This is a genomic window from Parasphingopyxis marina (genome assembly GCF_014237875.1).
Lineage (GTDB): Bacteria > Pseudomonadota > Alphaproteobacteria > Sphingomonadales > Sphingomonadaceae > Parasphingopyxis > Parasphingopyxis marina.
Genome location: NZ_JACJVJ010000001.1, coordinates 431,764 through 456,030 on the forward strand (window position 1 = coordinate 431,764; position 24,267 = coordinate 456,030).

A 24,267-nucleotide genomic window follows, 5' to 3' on the forward strand; every position below is an offset into this window, starting at 1 on the left:
GGCCCTGCGCCGGCAAAGCGCAAGGATTCGGCCCGTCGCCGGGGTTCAACGGCTCGCCGCATCGCGGATTCGATCCGTCTCTCCTTAATTTGACTTTAACGCTTTTTAACCACAACGCTTAAGCCCGATATCGCGCCCGATGCGCCCGGGCGCCAGACAGTCATGGAGCGGGGTCGCTTTTGTTTCAGCGCACCGAATTTGAAGGCGGACAGGCAGGCGGCTCGGCCGCCCTTTCCATCGATTCCGCCATTCCCCGCTTCGGCGAAGCCTTGCGCGCGCCCGTTTCCGGCGCCGCCAAGGGCGATCCCGGCTGGCGCGATAAGCTCGCCCAGCTTGATCTGATCGTCGACCTCGGTTCGCAGATCGGTACCAAAACCTGGTGGCGCGGCACCGCAACCTGCGCGCTGCTGTGCGGCGCGACCCTGCTGCTCGCGCCCGGGGTCAAGGCGATTCCGACGGCCGCGCCGGTGATGGACCAGACCCAATGGGACGAAGCCCGGGCCCAGGCGATCACGCCGCTGGCCTTTGGCGGCGATACCGGACGGCGCATGGCGGCGACCGAAGCGGTCGAACCGCTCGCCAACATGCCCGAACGCCCGCATATCGAACTCTCCGCGACCCTGGGCCGCGGCGACGCCTTTGCCCGCGTGCTCGAACGCGCCGGTGTCGCGCCCGACGAAGCCAATGAACTGGCAACGATGATCGGCGCGGTGGTGGCGCTCGACGATGTCCGTCCCGGCACGGTGATGGATATCGTGCTCGGCCGCCGGCCCAACCGCACGGTGCCGCGCCCCGTCGATGCGCTGGCCTTCCGCGCGCGCTTCGATCTCAAGATCGAGGTCGCCCGGGTGGATGGCGCGCTGCGCGTCAACCCGATCGCCATCGCGGTCGATGAAACGCCGATGCGCATTCGCGGCCGTGTCGGCTCCAGCCTTTATCGCTCGGCCCGCGCGGCCGGTGCGCCGCCCTCGGCCATCCAGGAATATCTGCGCGCGATCGGCACGCAGATGTCGGTGTCGGGCGATATCGGCGCCAACGCCACGTTCGACATGGTCGTCGAGCATCGCCGCGCCGAAACCGGCGAGGTCGAGATTGGCCGCCTGCTCTATGCGGGCGTCGAACGCGGCGAGCGCCGGACGCAGCTTTTGCGCTGGTCGGCGGGCGGGCAGGACCAGTGGTTCGAAGCTTCGGGCGTCGGCCGTTCGACGGGCAGCTGGCTGATGCCGGTTCCGGGCCGCATCTCTTCGGGCTTCGGCTATCGCCGCCATCCGATCCTAGGGTATCGCCGGATGCACACCGGCCTGGATATCGCGGCCGGCCACGGCACGCCGATCCGCGCCGCCGCGGCGGGTACGATCAATTTCTCGGGCCGCAACGGCGGCTATGGCAATTATGTCCGGATCAATCATGGCAACGGGCTGCAGACCGCCTATGCCCATATGAGCCGGATCGCCGCGTCCAACGGCGCGCATGTGTCGCAGGGCGACGTCATCGGCTATGTCGGATCTACCGGCCTTTCGACCGGCGCACACCTCCACTACGAGATGCTGCGCAACGGCCGGAAGGTCGATCCCCGCTCGGTGAGCTTCATCCAGCAGGCGCAGCTGACCGGCGACGAGCTGCGCCGCTTCCGCGCCACGCTCGCCAATCTCCTCGAAATCGAGCCTGGCGCCGCGATGGCCCGGCGCGAGAACAGCGAAGGCGGAGAGACGGCGGCGAACGCCCGCAGCGCGGGCGCGTCGACCCGCAGCTAGTTTCCACCAGGAACCGCAAAGGAAAAGGCCGCCCCCGCTATTGGCGGGAACGGCCTTTTGAAAGCATAGCGAGAGGCTAGCGGCCCTGGCTGCGCCAGCGCTTGATCGTGCGCTCGACGATGCCGGCTTCGTCGCCGGTCTGGGTCCAGAGTTCGGAGAAGAGCGGATCGCCCGATGCGGGGCGCTTTTCTTCTTCGAGATTGTCGAAGGCGATGCGGACGGGCACCGAAACGCCCTCGCCGCAGACGATGACTTCGCGGTTCCGCAGGGCCGGGATCACATCGAGAAAGCCGCGCGCGCCTTCGGGCATCGCGGAGCGGACATGCGCCTGATCTCGGTCGTTGTTGAGGCGCATGGCGAGGATCGTGCCGCATTGCGAAAGCACGCCCTCGGCAAGGTCGGACGGACGCTGGGTCACCAGGCCCAGCGAAACGCCGTATTTACGGCCTTCCTTGGCGATCCGGGCGAGGATCTTGCCGACCGCGCTGTCGCCGTCGATATGGCCGGCCGGGATGTAGCGGTGGGCCTCTTCGCAGACGAGCAGGATCGGGCGCTTGGCTTCGTTGCGCGACCAGATCGCATAGTCGAACACCATGCGCGAAAGCACGGCGACCACCACCGAGGTGATGTCGGAAGGCACGCCCGACACGTCGACGATCGAAATCGGCTTGCCGTTGCCGGGCAGGCGGAACACCTTGGCGATGAACTCGGCCATCGTGTCGCCGACGAGCATGCCGGAAAACATGAAGCTGTAGCGCGGATCCGCCTTCAGCTCTTCGAGCTTGGATTTGAGGCGCATGTAAGGCGCGGTATCTTTCGCCGAATCCAGATGGCCCATTTCGGTCGTGATGTTCGAAATCAGGTCGGACAGCATATAGGGAATCGGGCTGTCGACGGTGAGCTGCGGAATCTCTTCGGCAAGCCGGTTCTTGTTGCGCGCGGCCAGCAGGCATTTGGCAAGGATGTCGCGATCGCGTTGCTTGTCCGCGCCCGTCGTCGTGATCAGGACTTCGCAATGTTCCTCAAAGTTCATCAGCCAATAGGGAAGCTGGATATTGTTGACGTCGAAAATCTCGCCCGCGCCCTTGAACGCGGCGCTATATTCGCCGTGCGGATCGACCATCACGATATGGCCTTCGGGGGCGAGCTCGCAGATCCGGTGCAGGATCAGCGCGACGCTGGTCGATTTACCGGTACCGGTCGATCCCAGCACCGCGAAATGCTTGCCCAGCATCGCATCGACATACAGCGCGCCGCGAATATCCTTGGTCGGATAAACATTGCCGATCTCGATATGGGCGCGGTTTTCGGCCGCGAACATCTGGCGCATGTCCATGTCCGACACGGCGAGCACCGGCGTGCCGGGTATCGGAAAGCGGGTGACGCCGCGGCGGAAACCGCTGACGCCGGTTGAGCCGGGGATCGCGACGCCTTCGCCGAGAAAGTCGATATAGGCCGTTACATGGCTCGGATCGTCGGGATTGGCGGAGAGCGTACGGACATTGGCGACAAGCCAGGAATCGCCGACCTTCATTTTCACCTGGCTGCCGACCTGGCCGGCCATGGCGAGCGTGGGATCTTCTACGGTCCGCACTTTTTTCAGCATTTCGGCATCGACCGCGATCCGCGAGCCGGAGCCCGCAATCTCGATCACCTTGCCGATGATGACGCCCTTTTCGGGCGAATCCTGAACGGCGGAAAGGCTGCTGCCCTCGGCGTTTTCGTCTTCAGCTACCGGCCGGAAAGTGCCCAAATCGTCCATGCCAAAACCACCTTGCCCTAGAGTTTTCGATTGGCCCGGGCCTAGCAGCACAAGGGTAAATATTTCGCTTACCCTGAATCCGGGCCCGTCGGGCTAGAGACGGCGGAAAACCGCGCCTGCGATCCAGCCGAGCAGCAGCGAGAGGATCACGGCGGCAAGGCCGTAGAAAAAGCCATGTTCGGCCGAAGCGGTGGCGACGAAACGTTCGAAACCCGATTTGCCGATCCGGATCTCGCGCACTTCGCCCGCCAATACGCGTCCGTCCTGGATGAGGAAGGTTTCGGCGGTATATTCGCCAACCGGCACGCGCGCCGGAATGTCGATCCGCGCGCTGTAGAGCACGCCCTCGGTAACTTCGACCGCATCGGGCTGCTCGATATAAAGGCCGTTGCGGCTGCGCAGCTCGACCAGCCCTTCCTCGAAGCGCCGGGCTTCCTCGGACGGATTGGCGCTGGCGGGCGAAAGCTGCAGGCTGTCGACGCCGAGTTCGTAGATCGCGGCCGTGCGTTCGTCGACGATGTCGCGCATCGGCCGGGCGCTGGCGATCGCGTAGAAAGCCGGCGCCGAGCGGAACCGCGCCTGCGCGGCGTTGATCCAGATCCCCATGCGCTGCTGCTTTTCGCGCAGCAGGATCGATTGCTCGGGCCCCTTGAGCACGACGACGATATCGACGGGATCTTCCGGCACACGGCCGCCGGGATACAGGATCGCGCCGAACACCATCAGTTCGGAACCGGTGAAACTGTAGATGATCTCGATCTCTTCCTGGTCGACGGCGGGCACGAGACGCGGACGGGCCTGGCCCAGCAGCATCGGCACGAGCGCCAGGAACAGAAGGAGGCGGATCCGGTTCACGAGATTTCGATCGAATAGATTTCGTCGGGCCGCCAGCCGAGGCCGAGCGCCATGCGGATCGCGACCATGATGACGAGCGCGGCGAGGACGAGGCGCAGCCATTCGGCGTTGATCCGCGTCGAGAGCCGCGCGCCGATCTGCGCGCCGGTGACGCTGCCGATCAGCAACAGCACGGCGAGGACGATATCGACCGCATGGGTCGTCATCGCATGAACCATCGTCGTCGCCGCCGCCACGAACAGGATCTGGAACAGCGAGGTGCCGACGACCACACGCGTCGACATGCCGAGAATGTAAATCATGCCGGGGACGAGGATGAAACCGCCGCCGATGCCCAGCATCACGGTGAGCGTGCCGACGGCAAAGCCGAGCCCGAGCGGGGCGAGCGGCGAGATATAGAGCCCGGAGCCATAGAAGCGCCAGCGCAGCGGCAGGCTGGCGACGATCGGATGATGGCGGCGTGCGGGCGGCTTTATCGGAATGCCCGTGCGCCGCGCCTGGATCACCGTCCAGGCCTCGCGGATCATCAGCACGCCGATGCCGACGAGCAGGATGATGTAGAGGATCGAGACGACGACATCGATCTGTCCGGCCTTTTGCAGCTCCAGAAACAGGAAGCCGCCGAGAATCGTGCCGAATATGCCGCCGACGATCAGCACGGCGCCCATCCGGAAATCGACGCCCTTGCGCTGGGAATGGGCGGCCACGCCCGAAACGCTGGCGCCCGTAATCTGGGTGGTTGCGGAAGCGACGGCGACGGCCGGCGATATCCCGGAGAAGATCAGAAGCGGCGTCGTCAGGAAGCCGCCGCCGACGCCGAACATGCCCGAAAGCACGCCGACCAGGCCGCCCAGCAGGATGATGAGCAGCGCATTGACGGAGATTTCGGCGATCGGGAGATAGATATCCATCGTGTCCCGGGCCTACCGTTTTTCACGAGGCGGCGGAAGATGGAGTCTGGCGTTCCAGCCCGGCAATTACCGTCCCGAAACCGGCCCGGAAAAGCGGACTCTAGAAATCGGCGCCCAGGGTGAGCGCCGGGCCCGATCCCGGGCTGGCCGATCCGGCGACCCTCTCCCGCCAGCTGAGCGAAAGGCGGACATTGCCCTCGGCCGCGGGAAGGCGGAGCACCGCTTCGGGGCCGATATCGACGCGCGAGGCGCCCGGTTGGGCGGCGGCCCAGGCTGCGCCGCCAATCGACAGCGTCGTGTGCGGGGCCACGCGGATCGGTCGGGTAACGGCGGCATTGGCATCGACGAAAAGGTCGCGGCGATCGAGCCCGACGATGCCGGCCTGTGCATAGCCGTCGAACTCCAGCCCGAAGGGAAGGGGGCGCCGGTAGAGCCCGGCCGCCGCGCCCAGCGACCAGGCGTTGCGCCCGCCCCGTTCGATGGCGATCCGGCGCTCCGCGAGGATTTCGAGCGGGATGTCTGGCGACGGGCGCAGCGCGAGCCCGATCGCCGCCTCGCCGCCGTCCGCGCCCTCGAGCGGACGCGAGGCGCGTGCGATCGCCGCGATCTCGGTGCGGCGGGTGCGGCCAAGGCTGTACTGGACGCGTACGCCCGCCTGGCTGCCGCCGAGCTCGCCGCCTTCCGCCAGAGCGCGCGGCCCGCTTCCCGATCGCCATTGCCCCCAAAAGGCGACCCGCCAGGGCGAATATTCCTCGGCCCGGTTGTGATAGCCGCTATCGGCGGGCAGCGGTCGCCGGGCAAAGCGCATCAGCATCGGCTGCGCGAACGAAGGCGTGAAGGCGGCGATCCACATCTGCTGGCGGCGACGATCGTCCCGGCGGGCGGATCGGGCCGGGGCGCCGGGGGCCGGCGCCATGGCCGGGCGCGCATAGGGATCGCGCAGAACGAGGAACGGCCGTGGGTGCGGGGCCGCGCGGGCCGGGTTGCGAACTACATTCTCGTCGGAAATCGGCGATTCCGCCTCGGCCCGCCGCAGCGGAGGAAATCCGGGGATCGGCAAGGGGAGCGCCTGGGGCGCGTCGGCTGCGGCGAACCAGAAGCTCAGCCTTACGCCGATCCACAGGGTCAGGACGCCGGCGACAAAACGGATCGGCGGCGTGAACCGCATTACCGGATCTCCGCAATTGCCGGGAAGACATGGTCTGTCTTGTCCCATTGCGGCCTGCGATCGCGCGGGGCGAAGAGATAGCCCGTCACCGCGCGGCGCGCGGCCATCATGGCGATGATGTTGCCGATCACCGCGCGGGGTATCGCCAGCAATCCTTCCATCCAGCCATAGGTCTTGCCCGTGAAAAAGGCGCGCACCACGAGCCGCCAGCTCAACAAGGCGGCGTTGACCTGCAGCAGCAATATCAGGCCCCGGGGCGGCACCGGCAATGTATAGGAGGTCGTCAGCGAGACGAGCAGGAGCGCAAAGGCGAGGACCATGGCGAGATAGGCCGCCGAGAGGATGAGCGCGGCGAGAATCGAGCTGCGGTCGCGCAGCCGCATTCCGAAATCGGCCGCCCCGCGATGCCAGCCGAGCCGTTCCCAGCCATATAGCGCGATGCCCTGCACCCAGCGCGTTTTCTGCCGCACGGCCGCGCCGAGCGTGGCCGGAAAATGGCTGCGGATCGCGATCGGTTCGCCGTCCGGTTCTTCGCGCACGCGCACGAAGCGCCCGCTGGCGCCCCGTTCGGCGATGCTGAGGCCCAGTTCGTAATCCTCCGTCAGGCTGTCGGGCTGGAAAGGTGCGCCGCCGCGTTCGTCCGCGATCTTCTGCAGGATGTCGCGGCGGATGGCGCAGCCGACGCCGGCGGAGGGAACGCCGGCGCGCAGCGCGTCGCGAACCACGAGATCCTTGCCATGGGCTTCGGCGAATTCGTCGCAATAATGGCCTGCGATCCAGCGTGAGCGGATATCCGGCAGCGGCACGACCGGGATCTGGACGAGCGCATGATGCTCGATCATCGTGTCGAACAGCGGAATTTCGCGGGCATGGACGAGATCCTCGGCATCGTGAAGGATCACGGATTTGAACCGGGTCGCCATGCGGCGCTCCTCGGCGACCAACACGTGGTACAGCGTGTTCAGGCAATCGGCCTTGGTCGTCGGCCCCGCCTGGCTGTTGATCACGACACGGATATTGGGTTGCCGCGCGGCGACCGCCTGGACCTCGGCGATCGTGCCCGGGTCGTTGGCATAGCAGCCCACGAAGAGGCGATAATCCTGTCCGGCGAAACGCCAGCCGGTGGTTTCCAGCATCGTGCCGATAACGCCTGTCTCTTGCCAGGCCGGCACGAAGACCGCGTGGCAACCCGGCCGGGCCGGGCGCGGCAAGTCCGCGATATGTGTTTCGTCCCGGGCTTTGCCGAACAGGCGTTTGAGCTGGAGACCGATCCACAGCCCGTCGATGACGAGGTCTCCCAGCGCGCCGACGAGAAAGCCCGCCGCCGCGAACAGCGCCAGTTCTCTCACCGCGATCTCGGCGATCGCCAACAGCGGCTCGACCCCCAAGCTTGCCCCCTTTCGCCGGTTGCAAGCCTAGTCGAGCCTTCCTACCTCGGACAAGGCGAAATCGCGCCTCAAGTGCGGTTCCGGCGGTTTTCATCGGCCGGATTTGCCTTTAGAGCCAGTGCCGAAACCAAGAGGAGTGATCATGGCTGAACGTACAGGTGTCCGATCCGCACTGCGCGCTTTCCTGCGCAGCGAGGCTTCGGGCGGTATCGTTCTCATGGTCGCTGCCGTGCTGGCGATGATCGTCGCCAACGGTCCGCTGTACGGGGACTATCATCACATCCTCCACGACGTGCCGATGGGCCGCCTGCCGGGCTCGCATCACACGATGAACCTGCACATGTGGATCAACGATGCGCTGATGGCGATTTTCTTCCTGTTCGTCGGGCTCGAGATCAAGCGCGAATTCATCGACGGGCGGCTGGCCACATGGGAGCGGCGGCGATTGCCGGTGATGGCGGCGGCCGCGGGCATGGTCGTGCCTGCGCTCATCTATCTGTTTTTCGTGTCCGGTCACCCCGAAAGCGCGACGCTAACCAATGGCTGGGCGATTCCGGCGGCCACCGATATCGCCTTTGCGATCGGCGTGCTGGCGCTGCTCGGCAAGCGCGCGCCGACATCGCTCAAACTGTTCCTCGTCACCGTCGCGATCGTCGACGATATGGGCGCGGTCGCGATCATCGCGCTCGTCTATACGGCCGATCTCAACACGCTCGCGCTGCTGGGCGCGGCGGTGGTGATGATCGTCATGTGGTGGATGGGGCGATCGGGCATCGTCAAGATCTGGCCCTATCTGATCGCAGGCACCCTCCTTTGGTATCTGGTCTTCCTGTCGGGCGTCCACGCCACCATCGCCGGCGTGCTGACCGCAATGATGGTGCCGCTGCGCAAGACGCCGGGCGCGCCCGATGCGCAGGATTCGACGCTCCACCGGCTGGAACATGCGCTCGACTGGCCGGTCGCCTTCCTGATCGTGCCGCTGTTCGGTTTCGCCAATGCCGGCGTGTCGATGGCCGGGCTGGGGATGGAGCATATCTTCGCGCCGCTGCCGCTCGCCATCGCCGCGGGCCTGTTCTTCGGCAAGCAGGTCGGCATTTTCGGCAGCGTCTGGATCGCCGTGAAGATGGGCGTCGCCGGCAAGCTGCGCGGCGCGACCTGGCTGCAGATATACGGCACCGCTCTGCTTTGCGGCATCGGTTTCACGATGAGCCTGTTCATCGGCGCGCTGGCCTTTCCCGGCAACCAGGAACTGATCGAGGAAGCGAAGATCGGCGTGCTCATGGGATCCTTCGTCTCGGCGCTCATCGGCTATCTGGTGCTGCGCTTTGCGCCGCTCCACAAGCATCATGACGAGATCGAGGCCGCGGAAGCCGGCGAAATCGAGCGTGACGGCGACGTCGAAACGGTGTCCGAGGCATTGGCCGCCCGCAAGGCCCCCGCGCGCTGAGGCTTGCGATCCGGCCAACCTTGCTGTATTAATCAAGCAATACAGTGAGGAGAGTCGCAATGCGCACGATTATGGGAATGATAGGGCTGGTGGCGCTCGCCGCCTGCAACTCGGGTTCGTCGGAAGCGGCGGAGATCAGCGTGACACAAGCGGACGGCGAAGGCGCGACGGTGACCGGCGATGTCGCCCTCGAAGGGTTCGACCAGGTAGCGCTTCGCGGCCCGGACAATGTCGACATCACGATTGGCGATACATTTTCGGTCCGCGCCGAAGGGCCCCCGGAGGTCATCGAACTGCTCGAATTCGAACTGCATGGCGACCGGCTGGAAATCGGCCGGAAGAATGAGCGCTGGAGCGCGAGCGCGCCCAACGGCAGGGCGACGATCCATATCACGATGCCGATGATCCGCGGGGCCTCGGTGGCCGGCTCCGGCGACATGACGATCGACCGCGCCGAGGCCGAGGAGTTCGAGGCATCGGTGGCCGGATCGGGCAATATCGCGCTCGGCGAATTGCGGGCGACCAGCGTCGAATTCGATATCGCCGGGTCGGGCGATATCCGCGCGGCGGGCTCCGCGAGCGACGTCGAAATCGGGATTGCCGGATCGGGCAATGTGCGCGCCGGCGATCTGCGCGCCGAGCGGCTGGATATCAGCGTTGCCGGATCGGGCGATGTCGACGGCTATGCGACCGAACGCGTCGAGGGCAATTTCATCGGTTCGGGTGATGCCACGATCCGTGGCGGCGCCCGGTGCAACGCGCGTTCTATCGGCTCGGGGTCGCTGCGCTGCAGCTAGGCTCGTCGCTAGTCTAGGCGTGCGGCCTTTTCGACAAGGCCCGACACGCCGTCGCGCCGGTCGAGCTCGGCCAGCACGTTGCCAAGCGGCACATCGCGTTCGGCGAGCAGGACGAGCAGGTGAAAGAGCAGGTCGGCCGCTTCGCCGGTCAGGGCTTCGTCGCTTTCGCTGAGCGCGGCGATGACCGTTTCGGTCGCTTCCTCGCCGAGTTTGGCCGCGATCTTGCCGCGGCCCTTTGCGAACAGCTTGGCGACATAGGACGCGTCCGGATCGCCGCCCTTGCGGCTCCGGATCACGTCTTCGAGGCGGCTTAGTGTATCGACCATGGCCTGCATCTGCGCGGGCCGCGCGGCGGCGTCAACCGTGCCCGGCTGAAGCTCAGTTCAACCCTCGGGGTCGGGTTCCTTCTTCTTGCGGCGCTTGCTGATCTGGCGGCCGATAATCAGGCCGGTCACGCCCAGTCCGAAGAGCATCATGTCGCCGGGCGCATCGACGCTGATCGCCGAGGCCGCGAGCGCCGGCGCGCCGCCGATGGCGAAGGCGGCAGCGAAGGCGAGCATGATCCTCAGATATGACATTCTGGTGTTCCGGAAATTCTGCATGTTCCTGATATAACGCAAGAAACCGGCCAGTTTCGGGAGCAGCGCCCTGCGCGGCCCCCTTCATGGTTAATTTGGTTTTGAGATTCACGGTTACTGTAAAGTTACCCGACATTTTTAACGCCGCGCACCGGGATACCGGCGCCCGCAAGCGCCGCCCGCGCCTCGGCGATGCTGTGCGTGCCATAGTGGAAGATCGAGGCCGCGAGCACGGCATCGGCATGGCCTTCGGCGACACCCGCGACGAGATGGTCGAGCGTGCCGACCCCGCCCGAGGCGATGACCGGCACCGGCACCGAATCGGCGATAGCGCGAATGAGCTGCAGATCGTAGCCGTCCTTCGTCCCGTCCCGGTCCATCGAGGTGACGAGCAGTTCGCCCGCGCCGAGCGATGCGAGCCGCTGGGCATGGGCAAGGGCATCGATGCCAGTCGCGCGGCGGCCGCCATGGGTGAAGATCTCCCAGCCGCTTCCCGTGAGCCGGGCGTCGATCGAACCGACGACGCACTGGCTGCCGAAGCGCTCAGCCATGTCGGCGACGAGTTCGGGGCGGGAGACCGCGGCGGAATTGACGGCGACCTTGTCGGCGCCGGCGAGCAATAGCCGCCGCGCATCTTCGGGCGCGCGTACCCCGCCGCCCACGGTCAGCGGCATGAAGCACACCGCCGCCGTGCGCTCGACGATATGGAGCAGGGTGTCGCGTTCCTCGTGGCTCGCGGTGATATCGAGAAAGCAGAGCTCGTCAGCCTCGGCCGCATCATAGACGCGCGCCTGTTCGACCGGGTCGCCGGCATCCTGCAGCTCGACGAAATTGACGCCCTTGACCACCCGGCCATTGGCGACGTCGAGACAGGGGATGATGCGGGTGCGGACGGTCATCGCGAGGCCAGCGCGATCGCCGTGGCGAGATCGAGCGTGCCGTCATAAAGCGCCCGGCCGGTAATCACGCCCTCGATGCCGCTTTCGGCATGGATATTGAGCGCATGGATGTCGCCGATCCCTTTAACGCCGCCCGAGGCGATGACGGGAATATCGGTGGAGCGGGCGAGATCGACCGTGGCTTCGACATTGCAGCCCTTGAGCAGCCCGTCGCGGCCGACATCGGTGAACAAGAGCGCCGCGACGCCGGCGTCCTCGAACCGCCGGGCCATGTCGATGACGCTGACTTCGCTGGTTTCGGCCCAGCCCTGGGTCGCGACGAAGCCGCCTTTGGCGTCTACCGCGACGACGATGCCGCCTTCATTTTCGCGCGCCATATCCTTGACGAAATCGGGATCGGTGAGCGCGGCCGTGCCGATCACGATGCGCGAGACGCCGATATCGAACCAGCGCTCGACGGATTCGCGGTTGCGGATGCCGCCGCCCAGCTGGACATGGCCGGGAAAGGTTTCGACGATCCTCTCCACCGCATCGGCATTTTTCGCTTCGCCGGCAAAGGCGCCGTCGAGATCGACGACATGGAGATATCCGGCCCCGGCTTCGGCGAACAGCCGCGCCTGATCGGCGGGATCGTCGCCGTAAACGGTGGCCCGGTCCATATCGCCCTCGGCAAGCCGGACGACCTGGCCGGCCTTCAGATCGATCGCCGGAAAGATGATCATGCTCATATGTCGAACCTCAGGGTTGCCAGTCCAGGAAACGGCGCAGGAAGGACAGGCCGTAGCCTTGGGATTTTTCGGGGTGGAACTGGACGCCGATCATATTGTCGCGGCCGATCGCGGCGGTCACCGGGCCGCCATGATCGGTGACGGCATAGGCCGCGCCCGGATCGTCGAGTTCGACCGCATAGCCGTGCAGGAAATAGGCCTCGCCGCTTTCCAGCAGCGGCGGCGATCCGGCGAGATCGACATCGTTCCAGCCCATATGGGGAATTTTCAGCCGGGGGTCGGACGCGACCAGCGGCCGCACCGTACCGGCGATCCAGCCCAGTCCCTCATGCACGCCATGTTCCTCGCCGCGCGCCGCCATCAGCTGCATGCCGACGCAGATGCCGAGAAAGGGCCGCGCCCTGTCGATCACCGCGTCTCCGAGCGCCTCGATCATGCCCGGCAGCCCGGCCAGCGCGTCGCGGCAATGGCCGAAGGCGCCGACGCCGGGAAGGACGATGCGGTCGGCGGCGCGCACGATATCGGCATCGGCCGTCACCGCGACGCCCTCCGCCCCGGCAGCGGCCAGCGCATTATGCACCGATCGAAGATTGCCGGCGCCATAATCGATGAGCGCAATGCGCTCGCTCATCCGCCAAGCGTTCCCTTGGTCGAGGGAATGGCGCCCTCCTTGCGCGGATCGATCTCCACCGCGTCGCGCAGCGCCCGCGCCAGCCCCTTGAAGATGCTTTCGCAGATATGGTGGTTATTCTCGCCGTACAGCGTTTCGATATGCAGCGTGATTCCGGCCGATCCGGCAAAGCTGTGGAACCAGTGCTGGATGAGCTCGGTATCCATCTCGCCGAGCCGTTCCTGGGTGAAACCCGAATGCCATACCAGGAAGGGCCGGCCCGAAATGTCGAGCGCGACCCGGCTCAGGGTTTCGTCCATCGGCGAATAGGCCGAGCCGTAGCGGCGGATCCCGGCCTTGTCGCCCAGCGCCTTGGCCACCGCTTCGCCCAGCGCAATCGCGCTGTCCTCGGTCGTGTGATGCTGGTCGACATGCAGGTCGCCCGCGACCTTGAGATCGATGTCGATCAGCGAATGGCGGGAAAGCTGTTCGATCATGTGATCGAGAAAGCCGATGCCGGTCGAAACGGTATAGTTTCCCTTGCCGTCGAGGCTGATCTCGACGGCGATATCGGTCTCGCCGGTCTTGCGCGTGATGGTGGCCGTCCGCATGCGCCGCGCTATACCTCAAAAAGCCGGGCCTGCAACGTTCCGGCTTGACCCTCGGCGCGCGGGCGTTCACCAAAACGCCATGAGCGACGACGCCCCAGACAGCCTGATTCCCTATGACGAGATCGTCCAGGAGGCGCTGCGCGCCGTTGTCGGCCGCGTATTGAGCGAAGTGGGCGAGGCGGGAGACCTGCCCGGCGAGCATCATTTCTACATCACCTTCAAGACCCGCGCGCCGGGCGTCGATATTCCCGATCACCTGATGGAACGCTTTCCCGACGAGATGACGATCGTCCTGCAGAAGCGCTTCTGGGACCTGACGGTGACCGAAGAAGGTTTTTCGGTGGGGCTCAGCTTCAACCAGGTTCCCGCGATACTGGTCGTGCCCTTCGCGGCGATCACCGGTTTCGTCGATCCGGCGGTGAATTTCGCGCTGCAATTCCAGGCCCAGACCGAAGGCGCCGGGCCCGAAACCGCCGACCATGCCGAAAACGATCCGCCGCCGGTCGAACCGGTCGAGGACGGGTCGAACGTCGTCGCGGTGGATTTCAAACGCAAGAAATAGTCGAAAACCCCTATATTGGGGCGGGCAAAGCAGCAGGGTGTGATTCGCCATGACCGAAGAAACGCGCACGGAAACCGATTCCATCGGCCCGATCGAGGTGCCGGCCGACGCTTACTGGGGCGCGCAGACGCAGCGCAGCCTCGAGAATTTTCCTTTTCCCGCGCATGAGCGGATGCCGATCGGCATCGTTCATGCCCAGGCGGCGGTGAAGCAGGCGGCGGCGCGGACCAACAAGAAGCACGGGCTCGATCCGAAGATCGCCGATGCCATCGAGGAAGCGGCGACCAAGATTCGCAGCGGCGCGTTCGACGCAAGCTTTCCGCTGACGATCTTCCAGACGGGCAGCGGCACCCAGACGAACATGAATGTCAACGAGGTGATTGCGGGCATCGCCAACGAGGCGCTCGCCGGTACGCGCGGCGGCAAGGAGCCGGTGCATCCCAACGATCACGTCAACATGTCGCAAAGCTCGAACGACAGCTTCCCCACCGCGCTCCATGTCGCGACCGCGGTGGCGACGCGCGACGCGCTGCTGCCCGCGCTCGATGTGCTGACGAAAGCGCTGACGGCCAAGGCCGAGGCCTGGGATCATATCGTCAAGATCGGGCGGACGCATACGCAGGATGCGACGCCGCTCACCCTGGGCCAGGAATTTTCCGGCTATGCCGCGCAGCTCGTCAGTTGCAGGGCCCGGATCGAGGGCGCGCTCAAGGGCAATATCGCCAAGCTGGCGATCGGCGGCACGGCGGTCGGCACCGGGCTCAACGCGCCCGAAGGCTGGGCGACCGACATGGCCGAAACGATCAGCGACATCACCGGATTCGCTTTCGAAAGCGCGCCTAACAAGTTCGAACAGCTCGCCGCCAAGGACGGGCTCGTCTTCTTTTCCGGTGCGCTCAACACGCTTGCGGTGGCGCTCAACAAGATCGCCAACGATATCCGCTTCCTCGGCTCCGGGCCGCGTTCGGGGCTGGGCGAACTCTCGCTGCCCGCCAACGAACCGGGCAGCTCGATCATGCCCGGCAAGGTCAATCCCACCCAGTGCGAGATGATGACGATGGTCGCCGCGCAGGTGATCGGCAATAATCAGGCGGTCACCGTCGGCGGGATGCAGGGGCATTTCGAGCTCAACGTTTTCATGCCGCTGATCGGATCGAACGTGCTGCGTTCGATCGAGCTGCTTTCGATCGGCATGACCAGCTTCGCCGAGCGCTGCGTCGAGGGCATCGAGGCCAATGAGTCGCAGATCAAGGCGCTGGTCGACCGTTCCCTGATGCTGGTCACCGCGCTGGCGCCCGAAATCGGGTACGACAATGCCGCGGCGATCGCCAAACATGCCCATAAGAAGGGCCAGACCTTGAAAGAGGCCGGCCTCGATCTCGGCCTGGTCGACGAGGAAACCTTCGACCGGGTCGTGAAACCGGAGAAGATGCTGGGCCGCTAGCTTTGTAATCCCGGCGCCGGGATTCCGCCGCCGGAACCCTATTGCCGCCCCGCCCGTTAGTTGCGTGACTGCAACGAAGGAGGCGGAATCCGCAATGGAACTCGACGGCAATTTCCTGACGATATTACGCGATCAGCTCGGCGACATGGCCGAGGGATTCATCCGCATGTTGCCGCAACTCGCCGTCGGTATCGTCATCCTGCTGCTGACCTGGCTCGTCGCCAAGGGCGGGCGAAAGATCGCCCGAAAGCTGACCGGCACCACCGAGATCCGGCCGAGCCTGCTCACGCTGATCGAAACCTTCGTGACCATCGCCATCTGGATCGTGGGCGTGTTCGCCACGGCCGCGATCATCCTCCCGGGCGTTACGCCGGGGAGCATCCTTGCCGGGCTCGGGCTCGGCGCGGTCGCCATCGGTTTCGCCTTTCAGGATATTTTCGAGAATTTCTTCGCCGGGATCCTGATCATGCTGCGCGAGAAGATGCGGATCGGCGACGTCATCGAATGCGAGGGCATTTCCGGGAAGGTTGAGGCGATCAACCTCCGCGAAACCTATATCCGCAAGCTTTCGAACGAGGTGACTGTCGTTCCCAATGCGATGCTGTTCAAGAATCCGGTGGAGATTTTTACCGACGCGCCCGGGCGGCGGCACGAGGTTGTCGCCGGCGTTTCCTACGACACCGATCTCGACGAGGCGGCCAGGGTCATCGAGGATGCGGTCCGGAGCTGCGAGAAGATCGACGCCGATCGCGGGATCGACGTCTTCGCCAAGGAATTCAATTCGAGCTCGGTCGATTTCCTCGTCCGCTGGTGGTCGGGCTCCAAGCCGCGCGACGGGCATGAGAGCCGCGACGCGGTCGTCCGCGCGATCAAGCGCGCGCTCGACGAAGCGGGAATCGAGATTCCCTTCCCCTATGTCACCCATACGTTCAAACAAGCCGTACCGCTGGAGAGTGCCGAATGAGCCTGATCAGAAACATCGCCCGCACCGCGCTGGGAAGCGCCGTCACCGGAAAGACCGCAGGCCGGGGCCTGCTCGGCGCCGGTATCGGCCTTATCGCGACGCGCATAGCCACCCGGTCGCTGCCCGGCGCGGCCGTGGTCGGGGGCGGTCTGATCGCCAAATATCTCTGGGACCGCCGCCGCGAGGCGCAGAATGACGACGAGGCCTTTGGCGAGGAAGACGCGGAAATGGGCGAGGCTCGCGCCACCGGCGAAACCGATATCGCCGATGCCGCGTCGCCGGAACGGGATGAGCGCGGCCGCTAGAGCGCGGCCTGCCATTCCCGAATGGCGTCGATCGGCCATAGGAGCATGACGACGTTGAGGGTCAGATTGTCGCGGATCGTCCACAGCGTGAAGAGTTCGAAGCCAAGGGCGATCATTACTGTCGGCCACAGCCCGATCCGTCGCGCGACGAGAAAACCCAGCGCCATCCAGCCGATATCGGCCATCGAATTGATGATCGAATCGCCCGAATAGCCGAAGGCCGCCGTCGCCTCGCGGTAGCGGTTGATGATGATCGGCGAATTTTCGAGCACTTCCCAGCCCGCCTCGATCGCCACCGCCAGCGAGAAGCGCAGGCCCAGCGGCCTTCTCCGCATCCACCACCAGAGCAGGCCGTAGAAGATAAAGCCGTGGATGATATGGCTCGGCGTGTACCAGTCGGCGATATGCTGGCTGTTGTCGGGGCCATGGACCTCGCCGACCCAGAGCTTGATCTCGCCGCAGGTGCAGATCGGGTTGCGTCCCATCAGATAGAGGGCGAAGGCGGCGGCAACGGCGATCGCCGCGGCAACGAACCACCATTTGCGCGATAGGCCCAAGGTCACCCGGCCTCGCCTTCGTCGCCATTCTCCGCGGGGGGCTGGCGCGTATTCTGATCGTGGACGAGCCGCCATTCGCCGTCCTGAAGCGCGAAGACCAGCAGCAGGTAGAAGCGCGAGGGCGTATCCTGCCCTTCCACCGCGAAGGTGACGTCGAGCAGCGCGAAGCCCATTTCGGCGGTCACCTGCTTCTCGACGATTTCATATTGGAAATCGAAATCGAGCGCGAGAAACTCCCGCATGTCGGCCATATAGGCTTCGAGCCCTTCCACCCGTTCGCCGCCCGGATAGATGAGCTGGAAATCGGGGCGTTCGGTGATCGTCGCTTCGAAGGCCGGAAAGTCGCCCTGTTGGATCGCCGCCATGTGGCGCTCGAAGGTGCAATCGAAATCGCATTCGGGCGCGGGCGCTTCGGCGCTGCATCCCGCTATCAACACCAACGCCGCCAATCCTGCTAATTTCCGCATAGCGCGCCCCTTCGTCTTGACCTTTTCCGCTGCGTGCGCGAACCGGCGCTATGGCAGATCCGATTACGCGTCGCGGGCTTCTCTACGTTCTTTCATCGCCGAGCGGCGCGGGCAAGTCCACAATCGCGCGCAAGCTTCTGGCCTCCGATCCCGAGCTTACCCTGTCGGTATCGGCGACGACGCGGCCGATCCGCGCCGGCGAGGTCGACGGCAGCCATTATCACTTCAAGACCGATGCCGAGTTCGACGCGATGATCGAAGACGGGGCCTTTCTCGAATGGGCGCATGTCTTCACCAATCGCTACGGCACCCTGAAAGCCGAGGTGGACCGGACGCTGGCAGCCGGGCGAGACGTGCTGCTCGATATCGACTGGCAGGGCACGCAGCAGCTGAAACAGGTCGATCCCGACATCGTCCGGGTCTTCATCCTGCCGCCCTCGATGGCGGAACTGGAGCGCCGGCTGCGCGGGCGGGGCACCGATAGCGACGAGGTGATCGCCGGGCGGATGGAGCGCGCCGCGGCCGAGATCAGCCATTGGGCCGAATATGATTATGTTCTCGTCAATGACGATGCCGAAAGCTGCGCCGCCAAGGCGCAGGCGATCCTCGAGGCGGAACGGCTGCGGCGCGCCCGGCGCACCGGCCTCGTCGATTTCGTCCGCACGCTGATCGGCTGAGGGATCGGCCTTTTCAATTCCCCGCAACAGGCTTAGCCTTTACCTGAGAAACAGGGAGAGGGCCTCATGATACGCGTCTTCATCGGTTCGATCGCGGCGGCCGTCGCGATGTTCGTCATCGGATTCGTCTTCTATGCGACGCCGCTCGCCAATATCCATGTCGGCGGGCTGGGCGACGAGGAAGCGGCGGCGATCCAGTCGGTGCTCGCCGCGAATATGGACGCCAGCGGTGCGGATACCGTGCTCGTGCCCTATCCGGACGGCGAAGCGCAGCAGCGTATGTATATCGACGGCCCGATCGCGATGATCCACTATAATCCGAGCGGTTTCGCGCTCGGCGACAGCGGGTCCCTGGTCGGCGGTTTCGTGCATATGCTGATCACCGCCTTCCTGCTGGGCGGCGCGCTTTATTCGCTGGCCGGCCATGTCCGCGATTTCGGCGCGCGGCTGTCGATCATCATACTGTTCGGGATAGCCGCGTCGGTGTTCATGCACGCCGGAACCCCGATCTGGTATCATCAGGACTGGACCTATCATATCTACGTCGCCATCGCCGACGCGGTGATCTTCATCGCCGGCGGTGCCGTGATCGCGAAATGGTTCCTGCCGAACCGGATCGACAGCGACGACCGCTTCGGGGAAGAGAAGGCCTAGGAGGCGTCGAGCAGCCGCAGGAAGCGCATCGCGGCGGCGAATTCGCGCCGCTTCGCATCGCGGGTGGCGATCGCTTCCTCATCCTCGCCCCATTGTGCTTCCTGCCAATCCTCGTCGAGCCGGGTCGCCTCCCAAACCGCGTCCTCTTCGAACGCGCCTTCGACGAGCGCCAGCGCGCCGATCAGCGATCCACTGAGCCGGACGAGCGGCGAGAGCGGCGCGAGATGAAAGGCGTCATAGGCCTCCACCGCGGCCTTGAGCCGCGCGACGGTTTCATCGGGCTGGGCGCGGTGGACGATATCGGTCGTCGTTTCGAAGCCGATATCGTAGCGCCGCATCGCCCAGTCGAGCAGCGGATCCCAGGCCTCGTATTGGCGTTTGGCGAGTTCCGCCGGGCTGTCGACACGATAGCAAAAGAGATCGGTTTCGCCGAACACGGCCAGCTCCGAAGCGAAGCCTTCGGGATCGGGCGCGATTCTGTCGATCGCCGCATTGGCAAGGCCGGTCAGTGGCATCGAAAGCGGATCGATTTCCTCGGCCTGGCCGTTCCATTCCGCAGCGATGCCATAGCCGAGCTGCTCGCTCGGCACGGCCAGCGCGGCGCGCGCGGGCGTCTTCACCGGCCGGCCGTCGAGCGCGATCCCCCAGCCGCGATCGGTGCGGACCGCCTTGGCTTCGTCGTAAAAGCGCTTCATCGTCCAGCCTTCATTTGGAGGGCGGGCTCTTCCACCGGCGGGCGAGGATCGTGGGCAGCAGGATCGCCTCGAACGCGCCGAGCGCGAACAGCGGAAGGCCGACCAGCGGCCAGCCGCCGATGCGCAATATGTCGCCGGCCCAGATCCACATCCCCAAGATCATCAGCACGATACCGGTGAAGCGCAGCAGTTGCAGCATCTGCCAGCGGGATTTGGCCAGCCGTTCGCGGTCTTCGGGGCTCATGCAATCCTCTCCAATATACCGGCAAGTTCGTCGGGATGCTCGGCGACGATATCCGCCCCTGCCGAGACAAGTTCGTCGGCCTCGTGATAGCCCCAGGCGACGCCGACGGCCAGCACGCCCGCCGCCTTGCCCATCGCCATGTCGAAGCTCGTATCGCCGATGATCGCTGCGCGTGCTGCTTCCGCACCGGTATCGGCAAGGCAGGCCTCGATCATCGAAGGGTGCGGCTTGGAGGGATGGCGGTCGGCGGTGTGCAGGGTGGCGAAACGGTGGGTGAGGTCATGCTTGGCCAGCACATGGGCGAGCCCGCGGTCCGATTTGCCGGTCGCGACGCCGAGCAGCCAGCCCGATCCTTCGAGCGTGTCGATGGTCTCGGATATGCCCTCGTACAGCGGCTCATGGACTTCGCCGCCGGCGCGCAGCGCGAAAAAGGCGGCCTTGTAGGCATCGGCCATCGTGACATGCTCGTCGGGATGGGCGCGGGGAAGCAGCACCTGCATCGCTTCGACCAGGCTCAGGCCGACGACGCGGCGGGTGGCGGACCGGGGCGGCGGCTCGAGGCCTGCATCCGTGAAGGCGCGTTCCATCGCCTCGCAGATATTGCCCTGGCTATCGACGAGCGTGCCGTCGCAATCGAAAATGGCGAGGCGAATGCTCATGCGTCGAGATTGCGCATCCAATGGGCGATGGCGGCGCGGCCGTTCGCCTCGATCGCATCGGCGGCGCCCCTTCGCGCTTGCTCGCTCTGGTTCTGGCCGAGCTTGATCGTGCCGCGCCAGGCCTTCACCTCCATCGCGAAGCCGGTGATCGCGCCGGTCATCTTGTCGAACAGCCCATCGGCCATCTTGGCGCGCGTCCAGGGCGTTTTTTCGAGCCGGCCTTCATGCTCGGCCGCCAGCGCGTCGATCCCCGCGACCAGCTCGTCCTTCGAAAGCTTCGCCACGCTTCCTTCAAGCTCGACGGAAACATAATTCCATGTCGGCACGTGATCGGGCTCGCCATACCAGTCCGGGCTCACATAGGCGTCGGCGCCGGTTATCACGAACAAGGCGGTCTTGCCTTCGAGATGCCGGCGCAACGCATTGCCATTGGCGAGATGGAAGAACAGCCGGTCGCCCTCGAGCAGGCCCGGCAGATGGGCAACGCGCGGGCCGTCCGGCGTTTCGGCGAACAGCGTGCCGAAGCCGATCGTGCGCACGAAATCGGCCATCGCCTCGCGGTCCTGCCAGTGGAAGCGGGTATTGGGGTGCATCAGCGGCGTCCTTTCTTCGCATCGCCATTCCTCATATTGCCGGTGCCGCGCTGGCGCCGTTCGCCGCGCCGCGCCTTCCGGACATCTTTGGCATAAGCCTTGGCGGCACGCTTTTGCGCGGCGCGCTGGCCTTCCGGCGGCGCTTCGTCGAGGGCATGATCGGCGAGCGCCGGATCGAAGCCGAGACTGGCGAGCGTCGCCGTGAAATGCTCGGGCAGCTCCGCGGTGACGTCGAGCGTGCCGCCATCGGGATGGGGCAGGACGAGACGGCGGGCGTGAAGGTGCAGTTTGCGGCTGATATTGCCGGTCAAAAAGGCTTCGGAGGCGCCATATTTGCCGTCGCCGACGATCGGGTGGCCGATCGCCGCCATATGCGCGCGCAGCTGGTGCGTGCGCCCGGTATAGGGCTGCAGCGCGACAAAGGCAGCGCGGTTGCCGGCGCGCTCGATCACCTTGTAACGCGTTTTCGCCTGCTGGCCGCTTTCGTCGACATGCATTTTCTCGCCGCCCGTGCCGGGCTGTTTCGCGAGCGGCAGGTCGATCACGCCATCCTGAATTTCGGGCACGCCGATCACGATCGCCCAGTATATCTTCACCGTCTTGCGCGTCGAAAAGAGCTTGGAGAAATAGGCGGCGGCCCTGGGCGTGCGCGCGACGAGCAACACGCCGCTCGTATCCTTGTCGAGCCGGTGGACGAGTTTCGGCCGGGTATCGAGATCATAATCGAGCGCGTCGAGCAGCCCGTCGACATGATCCTTGGTCTTGGTTCCGCCCTGGGTCGCGAGGCCCGGCGGCTTGTTGAGCACGAGCGCGGATTTGTCGCGATGGAAATCCAGGCTGCGCGCGAAATCGATCTGGTCCCGGCTCAGCGGTGCGCGCTCGCGTTTCGGCTTTGCCGATTTGGGCGCTTCGGCCGGGGGCACGCGGATCAGCTGCCCGGTCTCGATCCGGTCGCCCGGCGCGGCCCGCTTGCCGTCGAGCCGCAACTGGCCGGTACGCGACCAGCGCGAGACGATGTTGAAGGTCGCTTCGGGCAGATGCCGTTTGAACCAGCGATCGAGGCGGATGCCGTCATCCTCGGCATCGACCGTGAACTGGCGGACATCGTCGGTGAAAGTCTTGCTCATGCGGTTGCCCTGACGATCCACAGGCCGATAAACAGCGCGCCGACCGAGGCGAGCACCGAAACCAGCGCATAGCCGATAGCGATGCCGAACGCCCCTCTCTCGATCATGTTGACGGTTTCGAGGCTGAACGCGGAAAAGGTCGTGAAGCCGCCGAGCAGGCCGACGCCGACAAAAAGCCGCCAGCCTTCGCCGCCATCGACATAGCGCGCGAGTATGCCGACCAGCAGCCCCATCGCGAAGCCGCCGATGATGTTCGCGCCCAGCGTGCCCCAGGGAAAGCCGGGCCCGAACTGGTGCAGCGTATAACGGCCGAGCAGGAAGCGCGTCCCCGCGCCGATCGCCCCGCCGGCCATGACGAGAAGGATAGGTGGCATAGCCGCCCTCTAGCCGAGGCCGCAGCGCTTCGCCAGTCGTGCGAACCATTCCGGCGTTCGTGCGTTTAAGGCGCTATGGAAACAATGTTTACGCCTTATTCGCTGGGCTGGGGGGACATGCTCGCCCGGCTCGGCTCCGCCTTCCTGTTCGCCGCCGCCCTTGGCTATGAACGATCCTACCACGAAAAGCCGTTCGATTTCCGGCCGTTCATCATGGTTGCGGTCACCTCCGCCGCACTGGTCATCGGGATTACCGAATTTGCCGTCCAGTCGGACGATCCGCAGCTCTCGATCGATCCCGGCAAGGTGTTTGCCGGAATCATGACCGGGATCGGCTTTCTGGGCGCCGGCGCGCTGTTTCGCGACGAACAATATGTGCGCGGCGCGGGTTCGGCCGCCGCCATCTGGGCGGCCGGCGGAATCGGGATCGTGTGCGGGCTCGGCTATCTGTGGCTGGCCGCCGTCGTCAGCGTCATTCTGGTCGCGCTGCTGTTCGCTTCGAACGGCCTGTCGAGCGTCCACGCCGTCAACGGCGACGACGAAAAGGACGGCGGCGACTAGATCCCGTTATTGGCGATGATGTCGACATCGGTGCCGCCGCCCGAACGCGGGGCGAAGATGATATAATAGGCACCCTCGTCGCGCGCGTGATAGCCGCCCAGCACATGATCGCCGTGGCGAAGCTGGTGTTCGGACGAATAGCCCGAACGAACGGCGCGCGTATAATACCAGTCGAGCAGCCGGTCCATCGAGGCCGCGGTACGGAAGCTGACGACGCGAACGCGGCAGCCTTCCGTGTTCTTGCCGGCGGCCTCTATCACCTCGGACCCCGGATAGACGGAGAAGGGCCGCGGCAGGGCGGAGGCCCATTGCATGCCATAGACGACGGGTTCGGGGCATTCGCGGAAATCGGGTTCGCTCGCCTGGCGCTGGGCCAGTGCGCCGAGCGTCGTCTCGCCCTGCGCGGCGCTGCGGCTGCCGGCCGAGCAGTCGGTGCAGTCTTCGCCCTGGGTCGGCGCGGGAACGGAGAGCAGGCGGCCCTGGGCGATGGCGCGCTGGGCGTCGGCCATGCTGTGCATCGTATCGGGGATCGGAACGCCGCTCACCGCGTCGCCGGGCAGCGCCGCATTGGCGTTGGACTGGCCGGCCAATTCCTGATCGACCATGATCTGGTCTTCGAGCGCCGTGGTCAGCGCCGGATCGCTATTGTCGGCTTCGCCGAGCAGCGCTTCGTCCATCGCCTGCGCGTCGGCATCGGTTTGGCCCGTCCCGCAGGCGGCAACGCCGAGCCCCAGAGCGAGGATCGCGGCAGTCGTTGAGAATCGGTTAAGCTTCATCGTCGGGGCTCCATCGAAGGAAGCCCGGATTTTCGCCGCCAAAGGTTACCAAAGCGTTGAAACTTATGGTGAACGCAAAAAAATTTTACGATTTCTTCAC

At 65.3% G+C, this 24,267-nt stretch carries 30 protein-coding genes; 10 read left to right on the plus strand and 20 right to left on the minus strand.

Going from position 1 to position 24,267, the window contains the following annotated elements; translation table 11 throughout:
• Positions 1-179: 179 nt before the first annotated feature.
• A complete protein-coding gene (locus H6P80_RS02110; RefSeq protein ID WP_185799691.1) occupies positions 180-1,754 on the plus strand; it encodes a M23 family metallopeptidase in 1,575 nt (524 codons plus the stop codon).
• A 76-nt stretch (positions 1,755-1,830) separates the two neighbouring features.
• Here the strand turns inward: H6P80_RS02110 and H6P80_RS02115 are convergent, their stop codons facing one another.
• The 5 genes from H6P80_RS02115 to H6P80_RS02135 all read right to left on the minus strand — a co-directional run bounded on the left by H6P80_RS02115 (position 1,831) and on the right by H6P80_RS02135 (position 7,838).
• Positions 1,831-3,516 carry an ATP-binding protein gene (locus H6P80_RS02115; RefSeq protein WP_185799692.1) on the minus strand — a complete coding sequence of 562 codons (1,686 nt, stop codon included), beginning with the start codon at positions 3,514-3,516 and terminating at the stop codon, positions 1,831-1,833.
• 93 nt (positions 3,517-3,609) lie between these two features.
• On the minus strand, positions 3,610-4,329 hold the full coding sequence (locus H6P80_RS02120; protein ID WP_185800942.1) for a TIGR02186 family protein: 720 nt from the start codon (positions 4,327-4,329) through the stop codon (positions 3,610-3,612).
• 38 nt (positions 4,330-4,367) lie between these two features.
• On the minus strand, positions 4,368-5,282 hold the full coding sequence (locus H6P80_RS02125; RefSeq protein WP_185799693.1) for a sulfite exporter TauE/SafE family protein: 915 nt from the start codon (positions 5,280-5,282) through the stop codon (positions 4,368-4,370).
• A 100-nt stretch (positions 5,283-5,382) separates the two neighbouring features.
• A complete protein-coding gene (locus tag H6P80_RS02130) occupies positions 5,383-6,450 on the minus strand; it encodes a hypothetical protein (protein ID WP_185799694.1) in 1,068 nt (355 codons plus the stop codon).
• On the minus strand, positions 6,450-7,838 hold the full coding sequence (locus H6P80_RS02135; RefSeq protein ID WP_185799695.1) for a glycosyl transferase family protein: 1,389 nt from the start codon (positions 7,836-7,838) through the stop codon (positions 6,450-6,452). Before H6P80_RS02135 ends, H6P80_RS02130 begins: the two co-directional genes overlap by 1 nt.
• A gap of 142 nt (positions 7,839-7,980) precedes the next feature.
• Here H6P80_RS02135 and nhaA point away from each other — a divergent pair, with 142 nt between their 5' ends.
• Positions 7,981-9,285 carry a Na+/H+ antiporter NhaA gene (nhaA, locus tag H6P80_RS02140; RefSeq protein ID WP_185799696.1) on the plus strand — a complete coding sequence of 435 codons (1,305 nt, stop codon included), beginning with the start codon at positions 7,981-7,983 and terminating at the stop codon, positions 9,283-9,285.
• A gap of 59 nt (positions 9,286-9,344) precedes the next feature.
• Positions 9,345-10,082 carry a GIN domain-containing protein gene (locus H6P80_RS02145; protein WP_185799697.1) on the plus strand — a complete coding sequence of 246 codons (738 nt, stop codon included), beginning with the start codon at positions 9,345-9,347 and terminating at the stop codon, positions 10,080-10,082.
• A gap of 8 nt (positions 10,083-10,090) precedes the next feature.
• Here the strand turns inward: H6P80_RS02145 and H6P80_RS02150 are convergent, their stop codons facing one another.
• The 6 genes from H6P80_RS02150 to hisB form a co-directional block, all read right to left on the minus strand.
• On the minus strand, positions 10,091-10,408 hold the full coding sequence (locus tag H6P80_RS02150; RefSeq protein ID WP_185799698.1) for a phosphoribosyl-ATP diphosphatase: 318 nt from the start codon (positions 10,406-10,408) through the stop codon (positions 10,091-10,093).
• 57 nt (positions 10,409-10,465) lie between these two features.
• Positions 10,466-10,660, minus strand: coding sequence for a hypothetical protein (locus tag H6P80_RS02155; protein WP_185801032.1), 195 nt, complete (start codon positions 10,658-10,660; stop codon positions 10,466-10,468).
• Between the two features lie 125 nt (positions 10,661-10,785).
• Positions 10,786-11,559, minus strand: coding sequence for an imidazole glycerol phosphate synthase subunit HisF (gene hisF, locus H6P80_RS02160; RefSeq protein ID WP_185799699.1), 774 nt, complete (start codon positions 11,557-11,559; stop codon positions 10,786-10,788).
• Entirely contained in the window at positions 11,556-12,287 is a 732-nt protein-coding gene (gene hisA / locus H6P80_RS02165; protein WP_185799700.1) for a 1-(5-phosphoribosyl)-5-[(5-phosphoribosylamino)methylideneamino]imidazole-4-carboxamide isomerase, read from the minus strand. Before hisA ends, hisF begins: the two co-directional genes overlap by 4 nt.
• Positions 12,288-12,297: 10 nt before the next feature.
• Complete coding sequence (gene hisH / locus H6P80_RS02170) at positions 12,298-12,918, minus strand: imidazole glycerol phosphate synthase subunit HisH (protein ID WP_185799701.1); 621 nt, start codon at positions 12,916-12,918, stop codon at positions 12,298-12,300.
• Positions 12,915-13,508 (minus strand): imidazoleglycerol-phosphate dehydratase HisB, encoded by a 594-nt coding sequence (gene hisB, locus H6P80_RS02175; RefSeq protein ID WP_185799702.1) that lies wholly within the window; start codon positions 13,506-13,508, stop codon positions 12,915-12,917. The genes hisH and hisB overlap by 4 nt, the downstream gene beginning before the upstream one ends.
• A gap of 79 nt (positions 13,509-13,587) precedes the next feature.
• Here hisB and H6P80_RS02180 point away from each other — a divergent pair, with 79 nt between their 5' ends.
• From H6P80_RS02180 to H6P80_RS02195, 4 genes are all read left to right on the plus strand, one after another.
• Positions 13,588-14,070, plus strand: coding sequence for an SspB family protein (locus H6P80_RS02180; RefSeq protein ID WP_185799703.1), 483 nt, complete (start codon positions 13,588-13,590; stop codon positions 14,068-14,070).
• Positions 14,071-14,119: 49 nt separating this feature from the next.
• The gene (gene fumC, locus H6P80_RS02185) at positions 14,120-15,514 is read left to right on the plus strand and encodes a class II fumarate hydratase (protein ID WP_185799704.1); all 1,395 of its coding nucleotides are present in this window, start codon (positions 14,120-14,122) and stop codon (positions 15,512-15,514) included.
• Positions 15,515-15,608: 94 nt separating this feature from the next.
• Positions 15,609-16,478, plus strand: a complete 870-nt coding sequence (locus H6P80_RS02190) for a mechanosensitive ion channel family protein (protein WP_185799705.1) — start codon at positions 15,609-15,611, stop codon at positions 16,476-16,478.
• Positions 16,475-16,783: a hypothetical protein gene (locus tag H6P80_RS02195; RefSeq protein WP_185799706.1), complete on the plus strand. Its 309-nt coding sequence runs from the start codon at positions 16,475-16,477 to the stop codon at positions 16,781-16,783. Before H6P80_RS02190 ends, H6P80_RS02195 begins: the two co-directional genes overlap by 4 nt.
• Here the strand turns inward: H6P80_RS02195 and H6P80_RS02200 are convergent.
• Both H6P80_RS02200 and H6P80_RS02205 read right to left on the minus strand, forming a co-directional pair.
• Positions 16,780-17,346 (minus strand): DUF2585 domain-containing protein, encoded by a 567-nt coding sequence (locus tag H6P80_RS02200; protein ID WP_328804918.1) that lies wholly within the window; start codon positions 17,344-17,346, stop codon positions 16,780-16,782. The genes H6P80_RS02195 and H6P80_RS02200 overlap by 4 nt on opposite strands.
• Entirely contained in the window at positions 17,343-17,807 is a 465-nt protein-coding gene (locus tag H6P80_RS02205) for a YybH family protein (RefSeq protein WP_185799708.1), read from the minus strand. Before H6P80_RS02205 ends, H6P80_RS02200 begins: the two co-directional genes overlap by 4 nt.
• A 50-nt stretch (positions 17,808-17,857) precedes the next feature.
• On the opposite strand from H6P80_RS02205, the gene gmk reads away from it, so the two are divergent.
• On the plus strand, positions 17,858-18,484 hold the full coding sequence (gmk, locus tag H6P80_RS02210; protein ID WP_185799709.1) for a guanylate kinase: 627 nt from the start codon (positions 17,858-17,860) through the stop codon (positions 18,482-18,484).
• Between the two features lie 66 nt (positions 18,485-18,550).
• Positions 18,551-19,138 (plus strand): hypothetical protein, encoded by a 588-nt coding sequence (locus H6P80_RS02215; protein WP_185799710.1) that lies wholly within the window; start codon positions 18,551-18,553, stop codon positions 19,136-19,138.
• Here H6P80_RS02215 and H6P80_RS02220 read toward each other — a convergent pair.
• The 6 genes from H6P80_RS02220 to crcB are packed head-to-tail and all read right to left on the minus strand — an operon-like array spanning position 19,135 to position 22,830.
• Positions 19,135-19,833: an ATP12 family chaperone protein gene (locus H6P80_RS02220; RefSeq protein ID WP_185799711.1), complete on the minus strand. Its 699-nt coding sequence runs from the start codon at positions 19,831-19,833 to the stop codon at positions 19,135-19,137. The two genes, H6P80_RS02215 and H6P80_RS02220, sit on opposite strands and share 4 nt — an antisense overlap.
• A 10-nt stretch (positions 19,834-19,843) precedes the next feature.
• Positions 19,844-20,077 (minus strand): hypothetical protein, encoded by a 234-nt coding sequence (locus H6P80_RS02225; protein ID WP_185799712.1) that lies wholly within the window; start codon positions 20,075-20,077, stop codon positions 19,844-19,846.
• The gene (locus H6P80_RS02230; protein ID WP_185799713.1) at positions 20,074-20,736 is read right to left on the minus strand and encodes an HAD-IA family hydrolase; all 663 of its coding nucleotides are present in this window, start codon (positions 20,734-20,736) and stop codon (positions 20,074-20,076) included. Before H6P80_RS02230 ends, H6P80_RS02225 begins: the two co-directional genes overlap by 4 nt.
• Positions 20,733-21,329, minus strand: a complete 597-nt coding sequence (locus tag H6P80_RS02235; RefSeq protein ID WP_185799714.1) for an FMN-binding negative transcriptional regulator — start codon at positions 21,327-21,329, stop codon at positions 20,733-20,735. The genes H6P80_RS02230 and H6P80_RS02235 overlap by 4 nt, the downstream gene beginning before the upstream one ends.
• Positions 21,329-22,456: an RluA family pseudouridine synthase gene (locus H6P80_RS02240; RefSeq protein WP_185799715.1), complete on the minus strand. Its 1,128-nt coding sequence runs from the start codon at positions 22,454-22,456 to the stop codon at positions 21,329-21,331. Before H6P80_RS02240 ends, H6P80_RS02235 begins: the two co-directional genes overlap by 1 nt.
• A complete protein-coding gene (gene crcB / locus H6P80_RS02245; protein ID WP_185799716.1) occupies positions 22,453-22,830 on the minus strand; it encodes a fluoride efflux transporter CrcB in 378 nt (125 codons plus the stop codon). Before crcB ends, H6P80_RS02240 begins: the two co-directional genes overlap by 4 nt.
• Before the next feature lie 84 nt (positions 22,831-22,914).
• On the opposite strand from crcB, the gene H6P80_RS02250 reads away from it, so the two are divergent.
• Positions 22,915-23,391, plus strand: coding sequence for an MgtC/SapB family protein (locus H6P80_RS02250; protein WP_235973692.1), 477 nt, complete (start codon positions 22,915-22,917; stop codon positions 23,389-23,391).
• Here H6P80_RS02250 and H6P80_RS02255 read toward each other — a convergent pair.
• Entirely contained in the window at positions 23,388-24,167 is a 780-nt protein-coding gene (locus H6P80_RS02255) for a hypothetical protein (protein WP_185799718.1), read from the minus strand. The two genes, H6P80_RS02250 and H6P80_RS02255, sit on opposite strands and share 4 nt — an antisense overlap.
• Between the last annotated feature and the right edge of the window lie 100 nt (positions 24,168-24,267).